This is a genomic window from Niallia sp. M35, from assembly GCF_050971705.1.
Classification (GTDB): domain Bacteria; phylum Bacillota; class Bacilli; order Bacillales; family Cytobacillaceae; genus Niallia; species Niallia circulans_A.
Genome location: NZ_JBPCEP010000012.1, coordinates 165,046 through 186,381, shown reverse-complemented (window position 1 = coordinate 186,381; position 21,336 = coordinate 165,046). Strand labels below are relative to the sequence as shown.

The following is a 21,336-nucleotide window of genomic DNA, read 5'->3' as shown; positions in this document are numbered from 1 at the left end:
CAATTGTTGCTATTATTATTTTTATATTTTCTTCTTTATTTAGGATTCTGGCCTTGATCTTTTGTTGTCTGATCTTTTTTCAGAAGAGTATCCTTTTGAGAAGATTCTTCTTTCATGTCTTGCTCATATTTATTTAGCTCATTTTCAATTTTATCGATTTGTTGCTGACGCTCTTCACTGGTGAGCGAATCATCTCTCTGAACATGGGCCTGATACTCTAGCAAAGCATACATGATAAGACTGCGATCTTCTAGCAAGCGAGCATTCTCCAAGGCAGCTTCAGCGTCCCCTCTTCCAATATTAATCCAGTATTCATAATAATTAGAATCAGATTGAAGAGTAACTGTATTTTTTACAATATCCCTTTGTTTATCGGATAAGTCCGCACTATATATATAGGCTGTTGCTAATTCATATTGCGCAACAGTCGGCAAACTATCAATATCATATGATTCGAGACTAGTGATTACATCACTGTAAGCATCCGCTAAAAAGTGTTGTTGGGCATCCATTATATGATTATGTTTTGGCTGGAGAAAAAACAGGGTATAGATAGAGTAAATAATTGCTGGTACTAATAAAATACTAGTTGCCCAAATGGCATATTTCATCTGCTTCCACTTATTTTTCGGAAGTTCGACCAACTGTTCATATTCCTTTTTTTCCTGTAAAAAAGCTTGATCAAGAACAGCTTGCAGATCATCATAATTATTTGCTTTCATAATCGCAACTGCTGCTTCACTTAATTTCAATGTTTCATAATAGGCAATATATTGTTCAAAGGAATATTGATTATCAATCAATGCTGCTGTCATTGCTTTCAGCTGCAGCCATTCTTCCTCCCTATTATCTTCATATGGAGGAATACTTTCTTTTACTCCATAATGGAGGAAATAAGGCGCCAAACCTTGATCGACAGCAATATTTTCTGGACATATAAATAAATGAAGACGGGATAAGGAGTGATTGCGGACCTTTTCAAGCAATTGATGAGCAATTATGTATTGTTCCTTTTTTTTCAAAGAGAAGATTCCTTGATTATAAATAAAAGACTTAGGCAATTGAACCTCTATCTGTAATAAATCCTCATGCTTATTAAGAGTTCTCTTAACTTGACTATCTATATCTTCTAGAAAAGCTGCTTCCAGCAAATGATTCAGCTTAATTTTCTCAATTTGATAATTAAATATAATTCGCTGGTCTTCCTTCTGGATAACAGCATCCAGCTTTTTTTCCATATATGATACATGTTCATTTGACATACTTGCTGTCTCCTTTATAATATTTGAATCTTGTCACCTGTCATTATTCCGATATCTGCTAACCGCTTTTCTCCAGAAAAAACTCTCTTTTTATTCATTACCTTTATCCAATATCCATTTCTTGGTGTATCTAGCCTGTTAGTTGTCTTCCAGGCAATATCCACTAACTTCTTCACTGTATGATAATCAGAGAGTCGAAGTTCTAAATATTCTCCATTATATTTAGAAAGATCTACCGTTACTTCAATGTACATGTCATCACCTCTTAAAAGAAAAGAGCGCCTCCATTTACAGAAAAGCGCTCTTAATAAACCATATTCAATCTTTCAATCTTATCCTCGAATCTGATTTGCAATTTGAGCGTCTGCATCTTCCAATGCTTTTGCTGTACTTTTTAATTGAGAAGAAATTTCTTCAAGCAACTGCTGCATATCTACAAAGGATGGTCTTAACGATTGATATTGTTCGCTAAACGCTCTGCTTGACTGACCTTCCCACATAGTTTCTAATTCTTGAATCATGTTGTCTAAGCGAGAAATTTGATCTCCCACTTGACTTCCTTCACTAGAATAGCGATCGGCCATACCTACTAATTCTTCTGGTGTAACGCGAATGATCCCTGACATATTATCTCTCCTTTTGTTTTTTATATATAACACACAATGAATGACATTATGCAGTTACCACAATTAAATAATCTTTTAAATTATATTCATTTTATAAACTAACTATTATAATCTACTAATGGCATGAAATTAATTTTTCTGGTAGTCAATTTCATATTTACTTGCCAACTTTTTCATCTCTTCATGATAGCTATTAATTAGTTCAATGTATTCTTGTCCTTTTTTGTTTGACTCTTCAATAAGTCCTTTATCCTTCTTTTCTAGTGCCTTTTTCTCTAGTATTAAAGCTTCATAGTAAGTGCTAGTCGCTTCTTTGATTTTTGATTTCATTGGCTCTAGCTCTTCAGTAGACACTTGAAGGTCCCTCGCTTCATTAACAGCTTTTTCATAAGTAGGAATGACCTTACTTGTCAGCACCTCATATAATTCCTTATCGGAATTATAATTATCGCCAGAAACGGTCGCTAATTGCTGATTCGCTTCTGTTTCATATGCTATTATTTTTTGGATGTCATTGTTAATAAAATCCACGATTTCCCCTTGTTTGTCTTTGTAAGAAATTTCTTCTTTATTGACATTTCCTTTTGTCTCTTGCTTTTCTGAAGTAGATGAATCATTGCTACAGCCAACAAGCATCAATACTACAGTGATTATGCTGTATAATAGTTTGGTCAAGATGCGATACCTCTTCTCTATTCTATGATTCTATCAATGTAGGATCATTTTTTATAAACGCATTCCGGCGTTTTAGATACTTCTTCTTTTGCACCAATTTAATAATGGTCATCATCAACAGCCCGACAATAATTCCTGATAATGCATAAAGCTTTACGATAAAAAGCAAAATAATATAAACAAAGAAAATAACTAAAAATAGCGAATAGATTACTAGGAGCAGAGTATTAAAGACCTGAAGCTGAGCTATTCTGCCTTTTTCCTTTGCATTTGTTCCTGAATCTTTCTTCAAATTAGCTAAATAATGAAATTCAGACCATATAATATGATATGGTTCCCCAAAAAAGCTAACTATCTTTTTCATCACTTTTCATCCCTTAGATGAAAGGAATTTAACTTTTCTCTCATTAATTTTTCTCCCTCTGATTCCAATCCTTTAAAGATGACTTGTTTGATTTGCTCATGATTGAAAAAAACATTTGTTTCATCAGAGATATGTCCTTGTGGATAAGGACATGCCACATATTGCCAAATTTTGTTTTTCTCTGCTTGTTGCTGCATTCTCCCATAAATCATCAAAGGCTGTGAAAATATATCGAGCAATACAATTGTTCCAATCGGCAATAATTCGGTTCCTTTATCAATGATTAATGAGTTGACCTCTTGCGACATAGTACTTTCTCCTTTTATTACTGGATTTCTTTATTCCTCTTTTTCAAAACTTATGCCTATCTTTACTCCTAATAGCAAGCGAAGATCGAGAACAATTTCTTTCCCTACTTTTGCCTCTCCACCTATCCCGACAGCAGAAGCGCCTACAGTCCCTTTAATCGTATAGTCTGTAAAAGGGATTGGCGCTATTCCCGAGACTTCTCCTTCCGCTACGGAAGCTTTTGCTCCAAAGCCAACGGAACTACCATCAACCCCGGCAAAGGCATTTGCTTTTAGAATTTCCCCTTTGGCTTCTAATCCAGTACTTCCTACAAAGTCGACCTCTTTATCTATCTGAGATTTTACTTGTGCAGTATAAACAGACCCACCTGCTTTAGCAATCGGCAGAATACTGCTTCCTCCAACACTTGCCTGGCCTTCTGCAAATAAAATATCTTGGCTGAAGCTACTATCCAAAATAGTTGTATCATATTCTAAGCCAGCATGAATGCCCCTGAAAGAACTAGCGCCACCAAGCTGGCCACTTCCATTTTTGAAGTCATCGAAACCAGACCAGTCATTTTCTATTTTTCCAAGTCCGCCTTCTGCTGAAAAATCCCCTTTTGTCACTTTGTCTCCGACTAGAAATCCGTCCTCATTAATTTCCTTATCTACTTCCTGCTTCTCTGATGATGAAGTATAATTTAATCCCAGCCATCTATATGGATATTGTCCATATGCATCTAATAGAAAGATAGATTTTTGGGAATCGTTACGATAAGGAGGGTTACTGTCAAATCTACTGTTAGATGGCTTTATACTAGAAACCAATAAAAAATGGCTAGTGCTTGTTAAAAGGTTGTATGGACTGAAATGACGAATCAGTTCAGGATTTAAGTTAACATTTGTATTTAGCTCTGATAAATAACTTTGCATGATTGCTAAGTCACTTTTTATTTCATTAAAGGAATCAGCATTTTGCCGATCTATGGTTTCAAGCTGATTAATTGTTTCCGCTATTTTATTTTTAGCATTTTTAATCTCGCTATTAAACATGGAATCATCAAGACTAGCTAAAGAAATAATATCTGAAATTTTTTCCATTACACTATTTCCATCTGCGATAACATCATTTGTATAGTTTTGTACGGACGTTAGGCGGTCTGAAAGCTCTTCTTGTAAAAAACTCTGTCGAATAAAACCATCTTCATTTGGCTCAAAAGAATTTATTGCCTCTCTGCATTTAGATATTTTTTCTTGATAATCTTGAATAACTTGTTTTAGTTTCACTAGAAAAGGCTTATGGCTTGATTCATAAAAGAATTTGATTGATTCAGCACCTTTTCCATGAAAGGAACCATCCAAACCTACTAATTCCATCACAGATTGTTCTAAAGAATGAATCTGCTCTACCTTTTCTTTAAAGGATTTTATCGTTTGGTCTAAATACTCTTCTAAACTTGCAACCTCTAATACTTTCATCTTAATACCTCTGAAGAAATAACGTCTCTCAGTGCTTCATCTGTCTCCCTCATTAATGTTACAGAATCTCTTACTGTATTTGCATTTTTTAGCAAAAGGGTTTTATATTCATTCATTATTTTTACAAATGATGCATTCACTTCTTCTAGTTCCGTTAATAAATCTAACTTATTATTCTTAGCATTATTTTCTGGCAGATTTGCTTGAAATGCAGTTATGTTAGTATCCATTTTTTTTAAAACACTTTCTATCCCACTATAATCAAACTTTATTTCTCCCATATTTTCACCACAACTTTACTACTAAAATTTAGAAAAAATAAATAAAATTATCTGCAGTAAATACCCTCATTTAATAATAATTCCATCTATTTCTTTTTCTGTTTTCTTTTCATTTCCTTTTCTCTTTCTTCTTCGAGTTCATGGATCGTATGTCTTATGCTGTTCATTTCACTTTGCAGACTGTTAATCTTTTCATTGATTTCAGAAATCCTATTAGGTAACTGCTTTATTTCAATATCTTGATATTGTTGAAAAGCTCCCTTTGTTCTTATATTTTCAAATTCTACAGCTAATGTCCCATGCCAAGTTGAAGCTGATAAATCTGGCTTGACAATATTATCACTATAACTTGTCATTTCATGCTTGATAGCCTTCAGATCAGATTTCCCATTCTTTAGCCTGCGAAGCTGGTCTTCCTTCTCTTGCAACAACCCATAATAATAGAATATAGACAAGTAAGATCACCCTTTCTGGTGCTATTCGTCTTAATAACTATGTATTTTTCCTTACGTGATGACGCCTTCTCAAAACCCCTTCTTTTTCCAATCTTTCTCATTATAACACGCCTAAAATATGGAATAATGAGAAAAAATATCTAATTATTCCATATTTATATTAGGTAAATAGAAGTAAATTAATTTGAAATCTCTGTATATGTAAGGATCTAATAGTCTAATTGCATACTGAAAGCTCAATCTGTAAATAAATTCCTTATTCTGCAATACCCTGTTTTTTTAGTTTTAAACATAAAAGCGAAAAAAAGGTCAATTGGAATAGATACTCTTCCTATTAATCAAAAAACAGGAAGTATCTCACAAAACTGCTTTCTATTATGAAATCGCGACTGTTTATTGGAATTGTGAGGATTGGGTACTGAATACATTTTAAATAAAAATTAAAGATTGCCAATGAATGAGAAATCAATTCTGCACCCTATCTCTTTTATAGTTCTAAAATTTCTCTTCATCCTAAACTTGCCAACAAAGCCATCATTCCTTTGTAATACCATGAATCAACGATGGCCATAGTGAGCTCATCCGCTCATATGCCAGCGCAAAAACACTTAAAATATTTCAATATATAGGAATACTTTCAGGATTTTAACCAATGATAAAATAGATCAGAAGTTATATTCCTCAAGGGAGTTTCGAAAATGGTATTAAAAGAAAAAATTTCTTTAAACCAATTATTCCACATTGTTATTGGATTTAATTTGGGGAGTTCTCTTATTATCGGGATTGGGATAAATGCAAAACAGGATGCCTGGATTGCTGTTTTATGCTCTTCCATTATTGGCATTCTCATCGCATTATTTTATTACCATTTCCAAGAAATATTGCCCAATAAACATTTTTCCGAAATACTGGAATACATATTAAATCGTCCCATTTCTATTTTTATTACATATATCTATACACTCTATTTTTTTTATTTAGCCGCTAGGGTTATTCGTGATTTTGGAGAATTAGTTACAACCTTTATTCTCCCTAACACTCCAATAGAAGTTTGCAGCTTAAGCTTTGTGATCATCCTTACATATATCATATATTTAGGGGTGGAAGTGCTTGGAAGAGTTACAGAAGTATTTACACCATACTCTATTCTTTTTATTATCCTTGTGACCATTCTATTATTTGGTAATAACGATATAAAATTAGAGCGAGTTACTCCTATTTTAGCTACAGGGGTTAAACCATTGTTAAATACCATTTTCCCATACGAACTGATAAGGCCATATGGTCAATTATTCGCTTTAACATTTTTATTTTCTCATTTACCTAAACAACAATATGCAAGACACACATTAGTTTATTCTGTCCTTTCATCAGGATTTTGGTTAACAATAGGAACCTTCATTGTGACTACTTCCTTAGGTCCATACGTTGCATCTCGTAGTACTTTTCCTTTTGTAAGTGCAACAAGATTAATTAGTATAGGTGATTTCTTACAAAGGCTAGATGCCTTCGCCATATTTATTATTGCATTAGGTGTAGTAATTAAAATTTGTATTTTTTCCTTTGCTGCCTTAAAGGGGCTGGAATATATCTTTAAGCTCCCTTATCGCGTATTAGTCATTCCAATGATGTGTATTTTAACCATCTGTTCATCTTTGATTAGCATAAACTTTTCTGACCATATTACTGAATCAATAACGGTAGTTCCCTATTTTTTAAGCTTACCTTTATTTTTTCTTCTTCCGAGTTTATTTATGGTATTAGCCTTAATAAAAAAGAAAAAGGATGCTTAGACAAGTATCCTTTTTTGAATAGTTATATTGGCAAGATATGTGAAAAAAAGCACCTACCTTGCATAGAAATTCTATTATATCAATGTTAGTTGTGCCACACATTCTACGTGGCTTGGGTGGTGATCGCAGACATATTGATGTGGCAATATTTACCGTAAATAGTTATAGGCTCCAATTTGTTAACTTAGTTCCTTTTTAACCACCGCCAACGCAGACGCAATAACTTGGTGCATATCAAAATACTTATACATCCCGAGTCTGCCTCCAAAAATGATATTTGGATGTTCCTCAGCTAGTCTTTGGTACTTTCTATACTTTTCATTATTTTTGTTATCATTTACCGGATAGTAGGGTTCATCCCCTTCTTCCCAGCCTTTTGGATACTCCTTTGTAATCACAGTATTGGGTTGGTTTCCAAATTCAAAATGTTTATGCTCAATGATCCGGGTAAATGGAGTTTCAGCATCGGTATAATTGACCACTGCGTTTCCTTGATAATTTTCCTGATTCAATATTGAAGACTCAAAATGTAGGCTTCGATATTCTAACTTACCGTATTGATAATCGAAAAATTGATCAATCATTCCTGTATAGATAATTTTAGAATAACTCTTTACGTATTCATCTTTATTTGTAAAAAAGTCCTGATTAACCTCTACATCAATCAATTTACTAGACAGCATCTTTTCAATTATCTGGGTATATCCACCAATTGGAATTCCCTGGTATCGATCATTAAAGTAATTGTTATCGTATGTAAATCGTACTGGTAAACGTTTAATAATAAATGATGGCAGTTCAGTAGCCTTACGTCCCCATTGTTTCTCTGTATATCCTTTAATTAGTATCTCATAAATATCCGTACCTACAAGCGAAATGGCTTGCTCTTCGAGGTTTGTTGGATTCCCAATATTTGCGTTTTTTCGTTGTTCTTCAATTTTTTTCTTTGCTTCTTCTGGAGTAGCTACTCCCCACAATCTATTAAAAGTATTCATGTTAAATGGCAAGTTATAAATTTCCCCACGATAATTAGCAATCGGGCTATTTGTATATCGATTGAATTCTGCAAATTGATTCACATAGTTCCAAATTTCCTTATCATTTGTATGAAAGATGTGTGCTCCATATTTATGAACATTGATGCCTTCTATATTTTCGGTATAAATATTTCCTCCAATATGGTTACGCCTCTCAATGACTTTTACACTTTTTCCTTTTTTAGCTGCCTCATATGCAAACGTGCTTCCAAACAATCCTGAGCCTACTACTAAATAATCAAACATCATACATCTTACCTCCTGAAACTACACAACGTTCTTATTTACTATTTCCTGAATTTAAACGGATGTACTCTTAAAGTAAAAATAGCTGCCTATGATATTCTCATAGAAAGCTATTTTCAAATCATTAATTAAATCCAACCAGCTTCTGTGAGAGCTTATATGCACCTACAGAAATACTTCGCCCTGGTCGGCCAGGTAGATTCATTAATTGCCCCATCATTCCATACCGTATTTCACGGTACAATGCCAAGTCTTTTTCCTTTATATATCTCCATAATTCCTTTTTCTTTTGAAGATTCTCAGCTGTTCCTGATCGTATTAAAAGGATGGCAGAGATGACCGTAACAATTTCGAGATGGTGTAATAAATATTGACGAAGATTTGGATTCGCTATTTCGTCTAACTGAACAAGATCTATCATGAGTTTATTAACTTTTATCTGCTGGTCTATTCTTTTAATCATGATGCTTTCATGAACAGATTGATCTTCTCTACCAATATAGTATCTATAAAATTCAACATTTATATAGTACATGGTCTTTACATGTTCTAGTGGAACATACACAAACAGATTATCAACATAAAATGTATGTTTTGGAAGCTCTAGCCCACTTTCCTTAAGCAATTGGGTTCTATACATGAGTGAATGCATTAAAAGGTACTGACCTTTACGAAACGGTTGAATATCATCCCATGTAAATATTTCGCCTACTGGGAGAACATTTTCATACTTCATTACCTTTTTATACTTTGCGCCTTCTTTTTCATAGACAAAATTACTAATGACCATATCCACTAATTTGTTGCCAGCAACAAATTCATTAAGCTTTTGTAAGATTTTGAGATAAGCTTTCGTGTCAACCCAGTCATCGCTGTCAACTACCTTTAAATAGAGACCTGACGCATGGCGAATTCCTGCATTTACAGCTTCTCCATGTCCCCCGTTTTCCTGGTGAATAGCTTTTATAATAGTCGGGTACATTGCAGCATACTCATCTGCAAGGACTGCTGTTTGATCAATGGAACCATCATTTACTATCAGCAGCTCGACACTTTCGCCACCAGGTAAAAGGGATTCGATGCAATATCTCATATATTCTTCTGAATTATAGCAAGGAATGACCACTGATAATACTTTCATACGAACACTACCTTTACTTTTCTTGTTTAAAAATGATTTTAAAAATTGGAAAGAACACCCAGAATGAAATTGCACTATTAATAATCATGGTAATCACGTCAGCCGTTGTTTCACCAACAGCCCCCATTTCCCATGTATTCATCAATAAATTATATATTGGAGCTTTATAGAAACCTTGTGCAGCTGCCGCTCCTATGGTAATCACAATATATGCTACTAGATACCAAAAAGCAGCGGTCCAAATATTGCTGTTTGATTTAAATGTAATACTTCTTTGTGCAAAAAAGTTAAGAATCTGTGCGATTGCTATCGTAATTTGAACTGCAAGGAAATAGGCAAGCCCACCTCCACCTCCTGATGCAAGTGAGCCTGCTGCATAGTCAAATACATAATAAGGTGTACCATCAAAATTATGACCAAACTGTAAAACCTGAAAACTTGTAGATACTAAATCTGTTTTTGCAAATATGCTTTTAAAAACAGGCATAAAAACAAGTTGTAATACAGTGATCCCATTACTCAACATAAAAAACACAAGGAATTGTGCAATATTAGGATGCTTTTTCTTATAATTTTTCCAAAAACCTATAGGTCCTGAGAGTTTTTTAGGCTTCTCTGTATTTAAGTTGCTCATATATTTTACAACTCCTTTGCTGTTCCTGCTATGGTTTTTTCTGTTTTATCAGCCTTAAGCATCCTACTACGTTCCTTTAACACATGTCTAAGCCCTTTAAAGAATTGACCATTAACAATCATTAGGATTCCATCTAACATAGGCATATTTATAATTCCGCCAGTCATTCTGGCCACTCCTCTAAACGGCATATGGTAGATAGACATCATAATTAAATTCGCAGTACTTCGCTTTCCAATTTTCCGTAAAAACCAATGAGCAAATGTAATAACATGAAACGCAAATCGAGCAAATCTACCCTTTGCATACTGACATTGTGCAATTGTATCATTGTAACCAAGTGGCTTGGATCGATTCCATTGCGACAACGGGACTTTGTGACCAAGTAGGTTTTCAAATTCCCCTACACTCACACTATTTACTTTTCCAGTGTAATAGGAGGGTAGTTTCATTCTATCATAAGGAAGTGGTGCTCCAGTACCTTTAATGAATTGAATATCTACCAATCTAATATCTTCACTTGAGGCACCAATCATGATCTCATAATTCGCTTCTTCAATTTCCCATTTATTTGTTTTCACATTGAAATAACGGAAGGTTTTATCATCAAAAGGAATAGCCACTGATTTTGTTTCACCTGGGTGTAAGAAGATTTTCTTGAATCCCTTTAATTCTTTGTTTGCTCTAAAAATAGCACCTGATTTGCATCCAACGTATAGCTGGACAACTTCCATTCCAGCACGATTCCCGGTATTTGTTAAATTAAAGTTAACTCCATCCTTATTAACCTTGAGATCAGAATACTCAAATGTTGTATAGCTTAGCCCATAACCGAACGGAAAAAGCACATTTACATTTGCTATATCATAATAACGGTATCCAATAAAAATACTTTCTCGGTATTCTACACTTACTTCCTTACCGGGGAAGTGATAATAGGATGGTGTATCCTCGTATTTTAGTGGATAAGTTTCTGCTAGTTTTCCTGATGGATTTACTTCGCCAGACAGAACTCTAAGAATCGCTCTCGCTCCTGCCTGTCCCGCTAGATATCCATGTACCAAGCCTTTTACCTTATTAATCCAAGGCATTTCTACAACAGCTCCACATGATAAAACAGCGACAATATTGGGATTTACTTTGTACAAAGAATTTAACAGGTTAATCTGGTTTTCCGGTATCTCCATGCTTTGTCTATCTAGACCTTCCGCTTCTGTAACCTCATCTAGACCAATATATAAAAGAACAACATCTGCATTTTTTGCAAGTTCACATGCATTATCTATTTTTTTCTGACTCTTCCTACCGTATCGGTTAAAACCAGGTTCAAAACCGATACTAGTAATTCCTGCTTCCTCAAGATAATCTAATGTTTGATCCAAAATAGTTGGATTCACGATTGATGAACCTGCGCCTTGATATCGTGCATTTTTTGCAAAGTCTCCGATTACTGCAACCTTTTTATCCTTCGATAAAGGTAATATATTTTCCTCGTTTTTAAGAAGAACGATTGATTCTTCTGCTACTTGTTGAGCAACCATATGATGTTCGTCAACACTAAACTCTTTTTGAGGTTTACTAAAGGCTTCGTTAGAAGTAAAAATTAAATCTAATAATCGATTTACACATTCATCTAAAACTTCTTCACTCATTGTTCCATCTTTAATAGCTTGAATAATTTCTTGATTTGTTTCACCGGCTGTTGTAGGCATTTCTAATTCATTTCCTGCAATTAATCCCGCTACGCGGTCATTGCTTCCACCCCAATCGGTAACAACAACACCCTCATAGTTCCATTCATCTCTTAAAATGTCGCGCATAAGGTGTAGGTTTTCATTGGTATAGGCGCCGTTCAGCATATTATAAGCAGACATAACTGTCTTTGTTTTACCCTCTTTAATGGCAATCTCAAATGCAGTTAGATAAATTTCCCGTAATGTTCTTTCATCGACAATCGTATCAATCGACATCCGTCTTTCTTCCTGATTATTAGCAGCAAAATGTTTTACACAAGCTGAGATGCCATGTGTTTGAATTCCTCTAATCATACTTGCCGCCATTTTCCCCGCAAGATACGGATCTTCACTGAAATACTCAAAGTTTCTTCCAGCCAATGGATTTCTTTTCATATTGATACCAGGTCCAAGTAGGACATTTACTTTTTGTGCAACTGCCTCTTGGCCAAGATTGTCTCCAATTTTTTCTATTAATTCTTCATTCCAACTGTTTGCAACTGTCGCTGCTGTTGGAAAGCATGTCGCTGGAATACTTTCATTAAGTCCAAGGTGGTCTGCTGCTTCAGCCTGCTTTCTTATCCCATGAGGTCCATCGGCAAGAAACATATTTGGGATGTTTAGTCGCTCTATATCCATCGATTGCCAGAAATCTTTCCCTGACATTAAAGAGGCTTTTTCTTCTAAGGTCATTTTTTTAATCAAGTCTTTATATTTCATGATCAATTCCTCTTTTGTGATTAGGCGGTACCCGAATCTATACGGCCTAATCACATATTTTTAGTATTGTTATAGCTAGTCTAGTCTCAGTGATTCTGTCATTTATGCAGAACGTGTATTTTCTAGTTCTTCGTCTCTTTTCTTGCTATTACGGAAGACAAAGAAGAATGCAGTCGCAATTCCTAAAACAAGAAGAATATCAACAATAATAGTGATAACAACCCATTTCGGTGTTTCCGCACTTAAATTTCCTTCAATAGCACTACTGTTAGCTGTGGTGTATAAAATATTGTGAGCAGCGTCTCTTAATGCCCATAATGTATCATTACTACTTGTATTAACTTCTGGTACACCCATTGGCGCAGCACCAGTTAGCATTAAGTCGTTCCCATTACGTACAGCAAGCTCAACATTCATGTATGGATATGTGTTAAGCCCACTACCATTCATATAGAAGTCTGTAATAACATGGCCATTGAAACCCCATTCTTTACGAAGAACTTCTTTAAGAAGACCATCATCTGCACCAGCCCACTTATTACCAACACTGTTAAACGAAGACATTACCGCCTTTGCACCGCCCTCTTTGACAGCGATTTCAAAAGGCTTTAAATAAATTTCCCGAATGGCTTGTTCATTACTCCATGTTAAAACACCAAGAGTACGGTTTGTTTCTTGATCATTTAATGCAAAGTGTTTAATGTATACATATCCACCTTCGCTTTGGTACCCTTTTGTTACAGCTGCAGCCATTTTACCCGAAAGAAGTCCATCTTCTGAATAATATTCAAAATTTCTTCCAGCGAATGCTGTACGGTGTACGTTTATTCCTGGTGCATACCAACCAGTAACACCGTACGCCTTTGCCTCAGCTCCAATATGTTCACCCATTGCTTTTGCAAGTTCAAGGTTCCAAGTAGATGCAATCATAATTTCTGCAGGAAAGGCCGTACCAGATTGTCCGTTAGCTGCCATATTCATATTGTTTATTGCAGCTGGCCCATCGTAATCTAAGGTTGCAGGTTTACCAACACTCTCTATTTCAAGCGTTCTATAACCGCCTAGTGTAGCAAGTTTAACTAGTTCATCAACAGTAAACTGATCGAGTAATTCGTTCCAGGACTTATCATTAAAATCGACACCAACAAAATCTTTTAACGTTTTGCCATTGTCAGCTCCCGTTGTCGGCGCTGCATCATGAGTATCACTAGGGACATCGTATCGAATACTATTTATCAATTTGACAAATTCCTTATCTACTATCTTTCCTTGTACTGTTTTCTTTTCACCCTCAGGTGTTGTAACAGTAAATTCCTTATTCTTATCCATTTTTGCAAGACCAGCAAAATTATCTGCTCTAGTAAGATAATTGGTAATACTTCCTTCACCTGTTACTTCGTCATCAAACTGATTAACAGCTACTTGCTTATCAGTTGAACGTCCTGAATCATACACCACTTCAGCAAGTTCCTTAGAACCAACATCAGCTATTTTGTCATGAGAGTTACTCATAAGCATGAGCTTATATTCGCCTGCCTCAAGAACGTATGAACCGGTTTTACTATACTCTTTGTTAGCATCGTAAGAAGCCATATCCTCTACCTTAAAAGTAAGTGTTACAGTTTCAGATTCTCCTGGTTTAATCACATCTGTTTTTTCAAATGCAATTAAATCGATTGACGACTTTTCAATCCTTCCAGTGTAAGGGGCTGAGAAGTATAATTGCACAACCTCTTTACCTTCTACTGAACCAGTGTTTGTTACATTAACATCCACTGTTACTTCTGTATCAGTCCAATTTAAACTATCTTGAACAACTTCTTGTTCAAAGTTTGAATAGCTTAATCCATAACCAAATGGATATTGGACTTTTTCATCATAATTAATAAAACCTAAATCTGCAGCAGTTTCATAAAAACGGTATCCAACATATATACCTTCTGAATAATCAACATATTTTAATAGAACATTACTTGAGTCCACAGCTTGCGAATATGAACCATCATTATTTTCGAATACATAATCAAAATCACCGAAATTTGCCATAGCAGGTGCATCGAGAAGATCTTTCGTATATAGATCCACTGTTCGACCAGATGGGTTAACTTCACCAGAAAGAACCCTTCCCAATGCATTAAATCCGTTTTGTCCTGGTCCTGCCACATTCAAGATACTTTTTATCTGACTATAATTTTCAACCCAACCAAGTTCAAATGTATTCGCACTGTTTACTACTAGGATCACGTTATCAAAATTTTCTGTAACAGCATCAATCATACCCTGTTCTCTATTGCTCAGTTCAAGGTAATGTTTGCTTGTATCTAGATCATCTTCATTACCAAATTTCTGACCAGTTGCACCAAATGCACCACCCTCAGGATCAAATGTGTCTGGACCATCCATACTACGTGGTAGGTCCGCTCCCTCTCCACCTGAACGTGCAAGGAAAATAATTGCGACATCTGAAAAGCCTTTCGCTTGTTGCATTAATTCATCTGTATAGAAATCAGATGGTTTTGGTTCTGGAATCGTCCAGTCTTGGCCATCCATACCTACAAGTGGTCTCTCTATACCTGTATCAACATAAGCTTTATATAATTCCTCATTGACTTTAAAACCGGCCCCTTCAAGACCATCCTTTGGTGTAACTGCTTTCGACGCATCTGATGCGCCTGATCCAGTACCACCGTATATTGGATTAGTAAAACTCCATCCGAAAACGTTTACTTTTTCGCCCTCAGACAATGGTAAAGCGTTTTCATTATTTTGCAATAGAACAATACCTTCGTCTGCAATCTGCTCAACTACTATCTCTGAATTTTCACGGGCTTTAACTGCTTCTGCACTTTCTAAATCTATTGTAGAAAAGTACGCTGAGATAACATCCGAGAATTGAGCTAATGCAACGTTTGCAGCAACAATAATAATGATTAAGAAAGACAGAATTGAACTCCAAACAATCCGAAATTTTTTCTTGCTCATTTTCTTTTTCGCCATTTGGTTTCCCCCCTAACTATATTTACAACAAAATATTACCATATTATTTTTCTGATAAATTTCATCTGCATAAACTGTTGTTATTTTTGCATGAACTGTAAATCTATTATGTGAATTCTGTAAATAAAAAATAGACTTAGATTTTACATATACTCAAAACCCAAGTCCTTGCATTACATTAGTTATTATTCAACTAGTTTAATATTGGCATAAATATCTTTAGTTCAAACCACTTACCCTTTTGATCCACACTAACCACACCATCATACTTTTGAACAGTGTATCGAATGCTTTTCAGACCATAGCCATGATTAAATGAATCCTTCTTAGTCGTTACTGGTAGTCCAGCTTCTAGTTTTAGATCTCCTTCAAAATAATTTTCAATACGAATCATAAGGAACTTCTTTTGAGTAAAGACAGAAACATGAATTAATCTTTTTTCAGCTTCTTTGATTTGTTGTACATGTTCTATTGCATTATCTAGCGCATTCCCAAAAATGGTGGTGATATCAACGACATCCATATCGTTCAGCAAGGTGCCATCAGCAACGCAGGTTAGAGTAATTCCATTCTTAATGCAATGGAGATTTTTGCTAGTAAGTACTGTATCCAAGACATGGTTACCCGTTTTGTTTTGTGCTTCGTAAAATTTAATATCATTCTCCATCTTCTCTAGAAATTCATTTCTCTTATCTACGTTTTCTTCAGCTCTAAGTGCTATAAGTTGATTTTTTAAATCGTGATATTTAAAATTAATCATTTCGATGCTTTCTTTTGATAGCTGATACTGAGCATATTGATTCTGTAAGATATCCTGTACCGCTTTTAACTCATGCCTTGTTCTTAAGTCGTTTATTTGAATATGGTATGCATATAAGATAGACAGTCCACCCAAGTCAACCAAGGTTCGAATATTAAGAATCTCTTTGGCATATTGTCCACTAAAGGGAGTCCTAGAGGTCACAAAGCTCAAATTGCTTATTGCAAACACGGCTATACCCGTCATTATTGTTGACCAAAATTCACGCTTCCTAATATTCAATCTACCTTCTGTAGGAATATGCCTTTTTTCTAACAACCATAATGAAAGAAAAAGAAAAGCATATACAAACAATAGTAAAAGAAGCTCTAAAAATATATCACTGCTTTCAGCATTCCAGAAAAAGAACCGAACCTGCCATTCCAGAGATGCTACAAATTCTGCGGCAACAAACGCTCTTACACTAAAATATCCTGCTTCAATCATACTAATATCACAACACATATAAATCAGAAGAAACATCATTCCCATGGCGACAACCATACATGGTACCCAAAAGACAATCGGCAAGTCTTTGGTGATTACTAGAAAAACAGACTGAATGATGAGAGCACCACTTGAAAATGCCACCAATCTCCAGCCATATAGTTTCTTTGCCAATATCGATATATATACAAGACACGCAAGCCACTCCGCTAATGCTGTAAGTATTCTCGGGATATCCGGAAGAACATCATTCACTTTATCACCTCACCCCAATAATGGGATAAAGCTTCCATGAATGCTTTTCGTTTATTTCGGCTTACTAATAGTTCTTTCCCTTTCACGATTGCACAGTTATCATTCATTCCATCCACATGCTCTAAATTGATTAAGTAGCCCTTATGTGCACGAAAGAAGTGGAATTCAGATAATTGTTTTTCCAACTCTTTCATTGTACCGGTTGTCATAATTTCTTCTTTATTCATGGAAAAATTAAGCTTATGCCCGAAACTCTCCACATAATATATATCTGAAACCTTTAGACGCATAACCCCACCTTTGACCGCTATCGTAATAAAGCGCGACTCTCTTTTCTTCATTCTTTCAATCGCCCGATTCAGCCGTTCCGAGAACGCAAAATAAGAAATCGGTTTCAACACATAATCCAATGCATCCACTGAATATCCTTTAATCGCATACTGTGCCATATTGGTAATAAAGATAATAACAACCTCTGAATCCATTTTTCTAATTTCTTCTGCGGCAGCCATCCCGTCCATAAAACGCATTTGAATATCCATTAAAATAATGTCAAATTGAGCATGATAGTTTTCAACAATTTCATCTCCATCAGAAAAAGTCTCCATTTCTATATTTTCACCTTTCTCTTGTTCGAACCTTCTAATATACTCTATTAATTGCTCCTTATATTTAACATCATCCTCGACGATTGCAATACGTATCATTTCCTTAATTCCTTTCAATTTATTCCATTACCCTCTAAAAAAATTAGAGATTATTATCTCTCTTAAAACTTTGTATATAATTAAACTTTTAACATAACATTAAAGAAATAGAAAGAGGTTGACTAGACTTGGCAGATAGGAATTTTAAAGTAGTAATTTTAAATTAATAGAATAAGTAGACATCTAAAGTATTTTTAGAATTTAAAAAACCCCCTCCAGAAGGAAAGGTTTACTATTCAATATTGATTACATCCACTATTATCTTTCTTAACAAGTAGCGACAGAACTTGAGGCATCTAGAGTATATGTGGCAACCTATGAGATGATGGTGATTATAACCACGGCCTCAGCCTCCTCAACAAGCAAGTTTTTCTGCTGATCTTCACCTCATGCTATTCACCTGGAGTTTCCACCTTCCGCTACAATCATAAAATCCAATTATCAACATTAGATTTTACCCCCCCTTATTTATAGTCGCTTCATAATGCTCTTTACTAAGTCTTACTACTTTAAGTTCTTTAATTCTCTCATTCCATTTCAATGCTAGGCTCTGAATTCCAAAGAATTTTGTGAAAGTATGACTCCCAATGATAAGATTTATCCCTTTAAACTCTGCATATTGAATTGTATGGACTTCAGCATCATACCGATCTTTGCATTGCAACCCCCTGGAACTTTTGCTGAATAACAAAGGAGTTTAACCCCAACAAGCCCACCTTTTGAAAAATCATCCTTATATGGAAGCATCCACATCTCCATACGTCTGTTGAATTCCTGTATATCACTAAATTTGAATAGTCCTCAAAGTTACCAATTGTGCCCGATTTTAAATCCATACGAATGCACCACCCTTTCACCGTTGTTATAGAGAGATGATGGTAAAAAGGTGGCATCCGTTTGCATTTTTTGTGGGAAATTAGTGAATTAAAGAAAATCTCCTTTAAGCCTATCATTTATACTCCATTAGAAAAAGCACCTATATACAGCACCTTTAATTGTTTGCTATTATTTATGATATTTTTAGACAAAGTCTAAAAATATAAAAGCCTGTGAAATTTACGATGAAATTTCACAGGCTTTTTCATTTCAGAGGATTGTTTTATCACAACCTCTACCTTAATAAAGAAACTAACTTTAATTCAAATATAGCTACTAAGCGTCCTTTTACTTCATGATTTTTCAGTTTTTCTATCCTTTTATCGGTTTTCTCAACAGTCTCTTAAACCTAACAACAGCCTATCTAAATGACTCTCACTCAGAAACATTTCACAGACTAAAAGCAATAAATCGTTTTTTACCCAATATATCCGATAATTCATGTTTCCTAATAGACATTTGTACAATTTTTTCAATATAGTTTAGGAAATATCAAGGGTTGCATCGTCTATTTTGGGATATTTCCTATCCATAGCACAACTAACCACATCTTCATCAATTGCGATTATAAAGGTTGTCTTTTTTACAGCTAAAAATAACTTTATTGCTTCCAGTGTGTCAATTATACGTTCAGAACTGAACCTATCTAAGTCATCTATAATGATGATAAGATTCTCTAAGTTAGAATTATTCATCATTTGCTCAAATTCCTCTTAAACAATCTAATATGGAGAACCACGTTTTCCTCTTCTGATTATTCTTTGAGGAATTCTTTGCCTTCATCATTCCTGCTAATGTTTCTTCATCCTTTTTTCATCTTTGGGTATAATTGATGGGTAGGAAGTTTAATGGTTAGTTACACCGCAAAACCATCTGCGCCACGCACTCAACATGCGCAGTATGCGGAAACATATCAACCGGCTGCAAATACTCCACCTTATAATCTTTAGACATATAATCAATATCTTTTGCTAAGGTAGAGGGATTACATGACACATAGACAAACTTTTTCGGCTTTACCTTTTTGATTGCGTCTAATAGCTTACGATCACAGCCTGTTCTCGGCGGGTCAACGACAACCACATCTGGGCGCCAGCCTTCTTCTACCCATTTCGGCAGCCAGTGTTCTGCTGTGCCTGTTACATAGGTTGCGTTTTCGATACCGTGTCTATCTGCGTTTTTTTGTGCATCTGTAATCGCAGCTTCGATTGTATCCATGCCGCGGACTTCACTTGCGCCGTCTGCTAGCCATAAGCCAATAGTTCCGACCCCACAATAAGCATCCGCTATTTTTTCTTTTCCTGTTAATGCTGCTGCTTTTTTTACTTCATCGTACAGCTTTACTGTTTGAACAGGGTTCAATTGGAAAAAAGCTCGGGCTGACAATTCGAAGTTTAAATCACCTAGTGTTTCTTGAATGACCTCTTCCCCACTTAAATGGATGGTTTTTTCGCCAAAAATAAGAGACGTTTTGTTGCCATTGATGTTTTGCACTAAAGATTTTACTTCTGGTAATCTTTTTTGAATTTCAGCCATTACTAATTTTTTTCTTGGCATTTCTTTTTGTGTTGTGATCAATACCACTTGTACTTCTCCAGATTCAAAGCCAGCGCGTGTTACAATCGTGCGGACGATCCCTTTTTGTTTCCGTTCATCATAGATTGGCACTTGGAATTCTTCTAAGATTTTGCGGACTTCTTCTGATACTTTATTCGTTAACGGATGCTGTACCATACAATTCTGAATGGGGATTAAGCGATGGGAATCTAGTCCATATAGCCCTGCAATCACAGCACCATTTTTTTGCTGTCCCACTTGGAATTGACTTTTATTACGATAATTCCATGGATCTTCCATGCCGATTGTTGGGCGAATATCCAATTTATCAATTTTTAGCTTTGTATGTCTTTCTAATGATTGAATGACAATATCTCTTTTTTCCTGCAATTGCTGATCATAGGCTAAATGCTGAAGCTGACATCCTCCACATTGTTCATAAAAAGGACATGGTGCTTGTACGCGAAAAGGCGAGGCCTTTCTTATCTTCTTTACCTTTCCTTCTGAAAACTTGGGCTGAACCTTTGTTGCTTCTACTACCACTTCTTCTCCGGGAAGAGCACCTGGCACAAATACAACCTGCCTTTTAAAATAGCCGACTCCTTCTCCGTTGATCCCTAAACGTTTTATTGTCAATGGGAAGGTTTGTCCTACTTTCAGCTTCGCCATCGTATTTTGTTGTTTATCTTTCATCTATAATTACTCCTATTATCTTCTATTAAAAGGGTACTACTAGCTTTCCTCATTATGTCTTCTTCCTATACTAAAGCTTCTTTGGGGAAATATCCAGTTTCTCTTATTCCCAGAAGCTGAAAAAGATTTCCAGCTAATAAAAACTATAATTCCTCAGGTAAATAGCTTAATGACAAGTGAAGCAACTATTGCAAAAATATTGTAATAGTTGCTTTTTTAACGAAAACTCCTGAGGCAGCTATAAAATAATTACTGTCAACCATCCCTTA

Annotated in this window: 19 protein-coding genes; 1 reads left to right on the top strand and 18 read right to left on the bottom strand. The window is 35.3% G+C overall.

All coding sequences use genetic code 11. From position 1 onward, the window contains the following. Positions 1-35 precede the first annotated feature (35 nt). The 9 genes from essB to NiCM35_RS17950 form a co-directional block, all read right to left on the bottom strand. Entirely contained in the window at positions 36-1,262 is a 1,227-nt protein-coding gene (gene essB / locus NiCM35_RS17990; protein WP_433780366.1) for a type VII secretion protein EssB, read from the bottom strand. Between the two features lie 14 nt (positions 1,263-1,276). Further along, complete coding sequence (yukD, locus tag NiCM35_RS17985; protein ID WP_095330797.1) at positions 1,277-1,516, bottom strand: ESX secretion system protein YukD; 240 nt, start codon at positions 1,514-1,516, stop codon at positions 1,277-1,279. 78 nt (positions 1,517-1,594) lie between these two features. Next, the gene (locus tag NiCM35_RS17980) at positions 1,595-1,888 is read right to left on the bottom strand and encodes a WXG100 family type VII secretion target (RefSeq protein WP_095330795.1); all 294 of its coding nucleotides are present in this window, start codon (positions 1,886-1,888) and stop codon (positions 1,595-1,597) included. A 129-nt stretch (positions 1,889-2,017) separates the two neighbouring features. Then, the gene (locus NiCM35_RS17975) at positions 2,018-2,563 is read right to left on the bottom strand and encodes a hypothetical protein (RefSeq protein ID WP_095330794.1); all 546 of its coding nucleotides are present in this window, start codon (positions 2,561-2,563) and stop codon (positions 2,018-2,020) included. Between the two features lie 22 nt (positions 2,564-2,585). Continuing rightward, entirely contained in the window at positions 2,586-2,927 is a 342-nt protein-coding gene (locus NiCM35_RS17970) for a hypothetical protein (protein WP_095330792.1), read from the bottom strand. Beyond that, positions 2,927-3,235, bottom strand: coding sequence for a DUF4176 domain-containing protein (locus NiCM35_RS17965; RefSeq protein WP_095330791.1), 309 nt, complete (start codon positions 3,233-3,235; stop codon positions 2,927-2,929). The genes NiCM35_RS17970 and NiCM35_RS17965 overlap by 1 nt, the downstream gene beginning before the upstream one ends. A gap of 30 nt (positions 3,236-3,265) precedes the next feature. Beyond that, positions 3,266-4,696 carry an LXG domain-containing protein gene (locus tag NiCM35_RS17960; RefSeq protein ID WP_095330789.1) on the bottom strand — a complete coding sequence of 477 codons (1,431 nt, stop codon included), beginning with the start codon at positions 4,694-4,696 and terminating at the stop codon, positions 3,266-3,268. Further along, a complete protein-coding gene (locus NiCM35_RS17955) occupies positions 4,693-4,977 on the bottom strand; it encodes a DUF5344 family protein (RefSeq protein ID WP_095330787.1) in 285 nt (94 codons plus the stop codon). Before NiCM35_RS17955 ends, NiCM35_RS17960 begins: the two co-directional genes overlap by 4 nt. Positions 4,978-5,063: 86 nt before the next feature. Next, positions 5,064-5,432, bottom strand: coding sequence for a YwqH-like family protein (locus NiCM35_RS17950; protein WP_433780361.1), 369 nt, complete (start codon positions 5,430-5,432; stop codon positions 5,064-5,066). A gap of 698 nt (positions 5,433-6,130) precedes the next feature. Here NiCM35_RS17950 and NiCM35_RS17945 point away from each other — a divergent pair. Next, positions 6,131-7,225: a GerAB/ArcD/ProY family transporter gene (locus NiCM35_RS17945; protein WP_095330783.1), complete on the top strand. Its 1,095-nt coding sequence runs from the start codon at positions 6,131-6,133 to the stop codon at positions 7,223-7,225. 179 nt (positions 7,226-7,404) lie between these two features. On the opposite strand, the gene glf is transcribed toward NiCM35_RS17945, so the two are convergent. From glf to rlmD, 9 genes are all read right to left on the bottom strand, one after another. After that, positions 7,405-8,508, bottom strand: coding sequence for a UDP-galactopyranose mutase (gene glf / locus NiCM35_RS17940; RefSeq protein ID WP_123259202.1), 1,104 nt, complete (start codon positions 8,506-8,508; stop codon positions 7,405-7,407). 124 nt (positions 8,509-8,632) lie between these two features. Continuing rightward, a complete protein-coding gene (locus NiCM35_RS17935; protein ID WP_123258907.1) occupies positions 8,633-9,649 on the bottom strand; it encodes a glycosyltransferase family 2 protein in 1,017 nt (338 codons plus the stop codon). 13 nt (positions 9,650-9,662) lie between these two features. Next, complete coding sequence (locus NiCM35_RS17930) at positions 9,663-10,283, bottom strand: hypothetical protein (protein WP_123258906.1); 621 nt, start codon at positions 10,281-10,283, stop codon at positions 9,663-9,665. Between the two features lie 5 nt (positions 10,284-10,288). Continuing rightward, complete coding sequence (locus NiCM35_RS17925) at positions 10,289-12,736, bottom strand: beta-glucosidase family protein (RefSeq protein WP_123259986.1); 2,448 nt, start codon at positions 12,734-12,736, stop codon at positions 10,289-10,291. A 102-nt stretch (positions 12,737-12,838) separates the two neighbouring features. Next, positions 12,839-15,733, bottom strand: coding sequence for a glycoside hydrolase family 3 protein (locus NiCM35_RS17920; RefSeq protein ID WP_123258904.1), 2,895 nt, complete (start codon positions 15,731-15,733; stop codon positions 12,839-12,841). Between the two features lie 193 nt (positions 15,734-15,926). Continuing rightward, positions 15,927-17,234, bottom strand: coding sequence for an ATP-binding protein (locus tag NiCM35_RS17915; protein WP_123259988.1), 1,308 nt, complete (start codon positions 17,232-17,234; stop codon positions 15,927-15,929). Further along, entirely contained in the window at positions 17,231-17,959 is a 729-nt protein-coding gene (locus NiCM35_RS17910; RefSeq protein WP_249879229.1) for a LytR/AlgR family response regulator transcription factor, read from the bottom strand. Before NiCM35_RS17910 ends, NiCM35_RS17915 begins: the two co-directional genes overlap by 4 nt. A 1,340-nt stretch (positions 17,960-19,299) precedes the next feature. Then, positions 19,300-19,515, bottom strand: coding sequence for a P-loop NTPase fold protein (locus NiCM35_RS17905; RefSeq protein ID WP_123258901.1), 216 nt, complete (start codon positions 19,513-19,515; stop codon positions 19,300-19,302). A 154-nt stretch (positions 19,516-19,669) separates the two neighbouring features. After that, positions 19,670-21,067, bottom strand: coding sequence for a 23S rRNA (uracil(1939)-C(5))-methyltransferase RlmD (gene rlmD, locus NiCM35_RS17900; protein WP_433780356.1), 1,398 nt, complete (start codon positions 21,065-21,067; stop codon positions 19,670-19,672). Between the last annotated feature and the right edge of the window lie 269 nt (positions 21,068-21,336).

Bases quoted from the DNA above. Each gene is read 5' to 3' on its own strand.
- NiCM35_RS17930 (WP_123258906.1), bottom strand. From the start codon at position 10,283: ATGAGCAACTTAAATACAGAGAAGCCTAAAAAACTCTCAGGACCTATA.
- NiCM35_RS17955 (WP_095330787.1), bottom strand. From the start codon at position 4,977: ATGGGAGAAATAAAGTTTGATTATAGTGGGATAGAAAGTGTTTTAAAA.
- essB (WP_433780366.1), bottom strand. From the start codon at position 1,262: ATGTCAAATGAACATGTATCATATATGGAAAAAAAGCTGGATGCTGTT.
- NiCM35_RS17935 (WP_123258907.1), bottom strand. From the start codon at position 9,649: ATGAAAGTATTATCAGTGGTCATTCCTTGCTATAATTCAGAAGAATAT.
- NiCM35_RS17945 (WP_095330783.1), top strand. From the start codon at position 6,131: ATGGTATTAAAAGAAAAAATTTCTTTAAACCAATTATTCCACATTGTT.
- glf (WP_123259202.1), bottom strand. From the start codon at position 8,508: ATGTTTGATTATTTAGTAGTAGGCTCAGGATTGTTTGGAAGCACGTTT.
- NiCM35_RS17970 (WP_095330792.1), bottom strand. From the start codon at position 2,927: ATGAAAAAGATAGTTAGCTTTTTTGGGGAACCATATCATATTATATGG.
- NiCM35_RS17965 (WP_095330791.1), bottom strand. From the start codon at position 3,235: ATGTCGCAAGAGGTCAACTCATTAATCATTGATAAAGGAACCGAATTA.
- rlmD (WP_433780356.1), bottom strand. From the start codon at position 21,067: ATGAAAGATAAACAACAAAATACGATGGCGAAGCTGAAAGTAGGACAA.
- NiCM35_RS17925 (WP_123259986.1), bottom strand. From the start codon at position 12,736: ATGAAATATAAAGACTTGATTAAAAAAATGACCTTAGAAGAAAAAGCC.
- yukD (WP_095330797.1), bottom strand. From the start codon at position 1,516: ATGTACATTGAAGTAACGGTAGATCTTTCTAAATATAATGGAGAATAT.
- NiCM35_RS17905 (WP_123258901.1), bottom strand. From the start codon at position 19,515: ATGATGAATAATTCTAACTTAGAGAATCTTATCATCATTATAGATGAC.
- NiCM35_RS17980 (WP_095330795.1), bottom strand. From the start codon at position 1,888: ATGTCAGGGATCATTCGCGTTACACCAGAAGAATTAGTAGGTATGGCC.
- NiCM35_RS17960 (WP_095330789.1), bottom strand. From the start codon at position 4,696: ATGAAAGTATTAGAGGTTGCAAGTTTAGAAGAGTATTTAGACCAAACG.
- NiCM35_RS17920 (WP_123258904.1), bottom strand. From the start codon at position 15,733: ATGGCGAAAAAGAAAATGAGCAAGAAAAAATTTCGGATTGTTTGGAGT.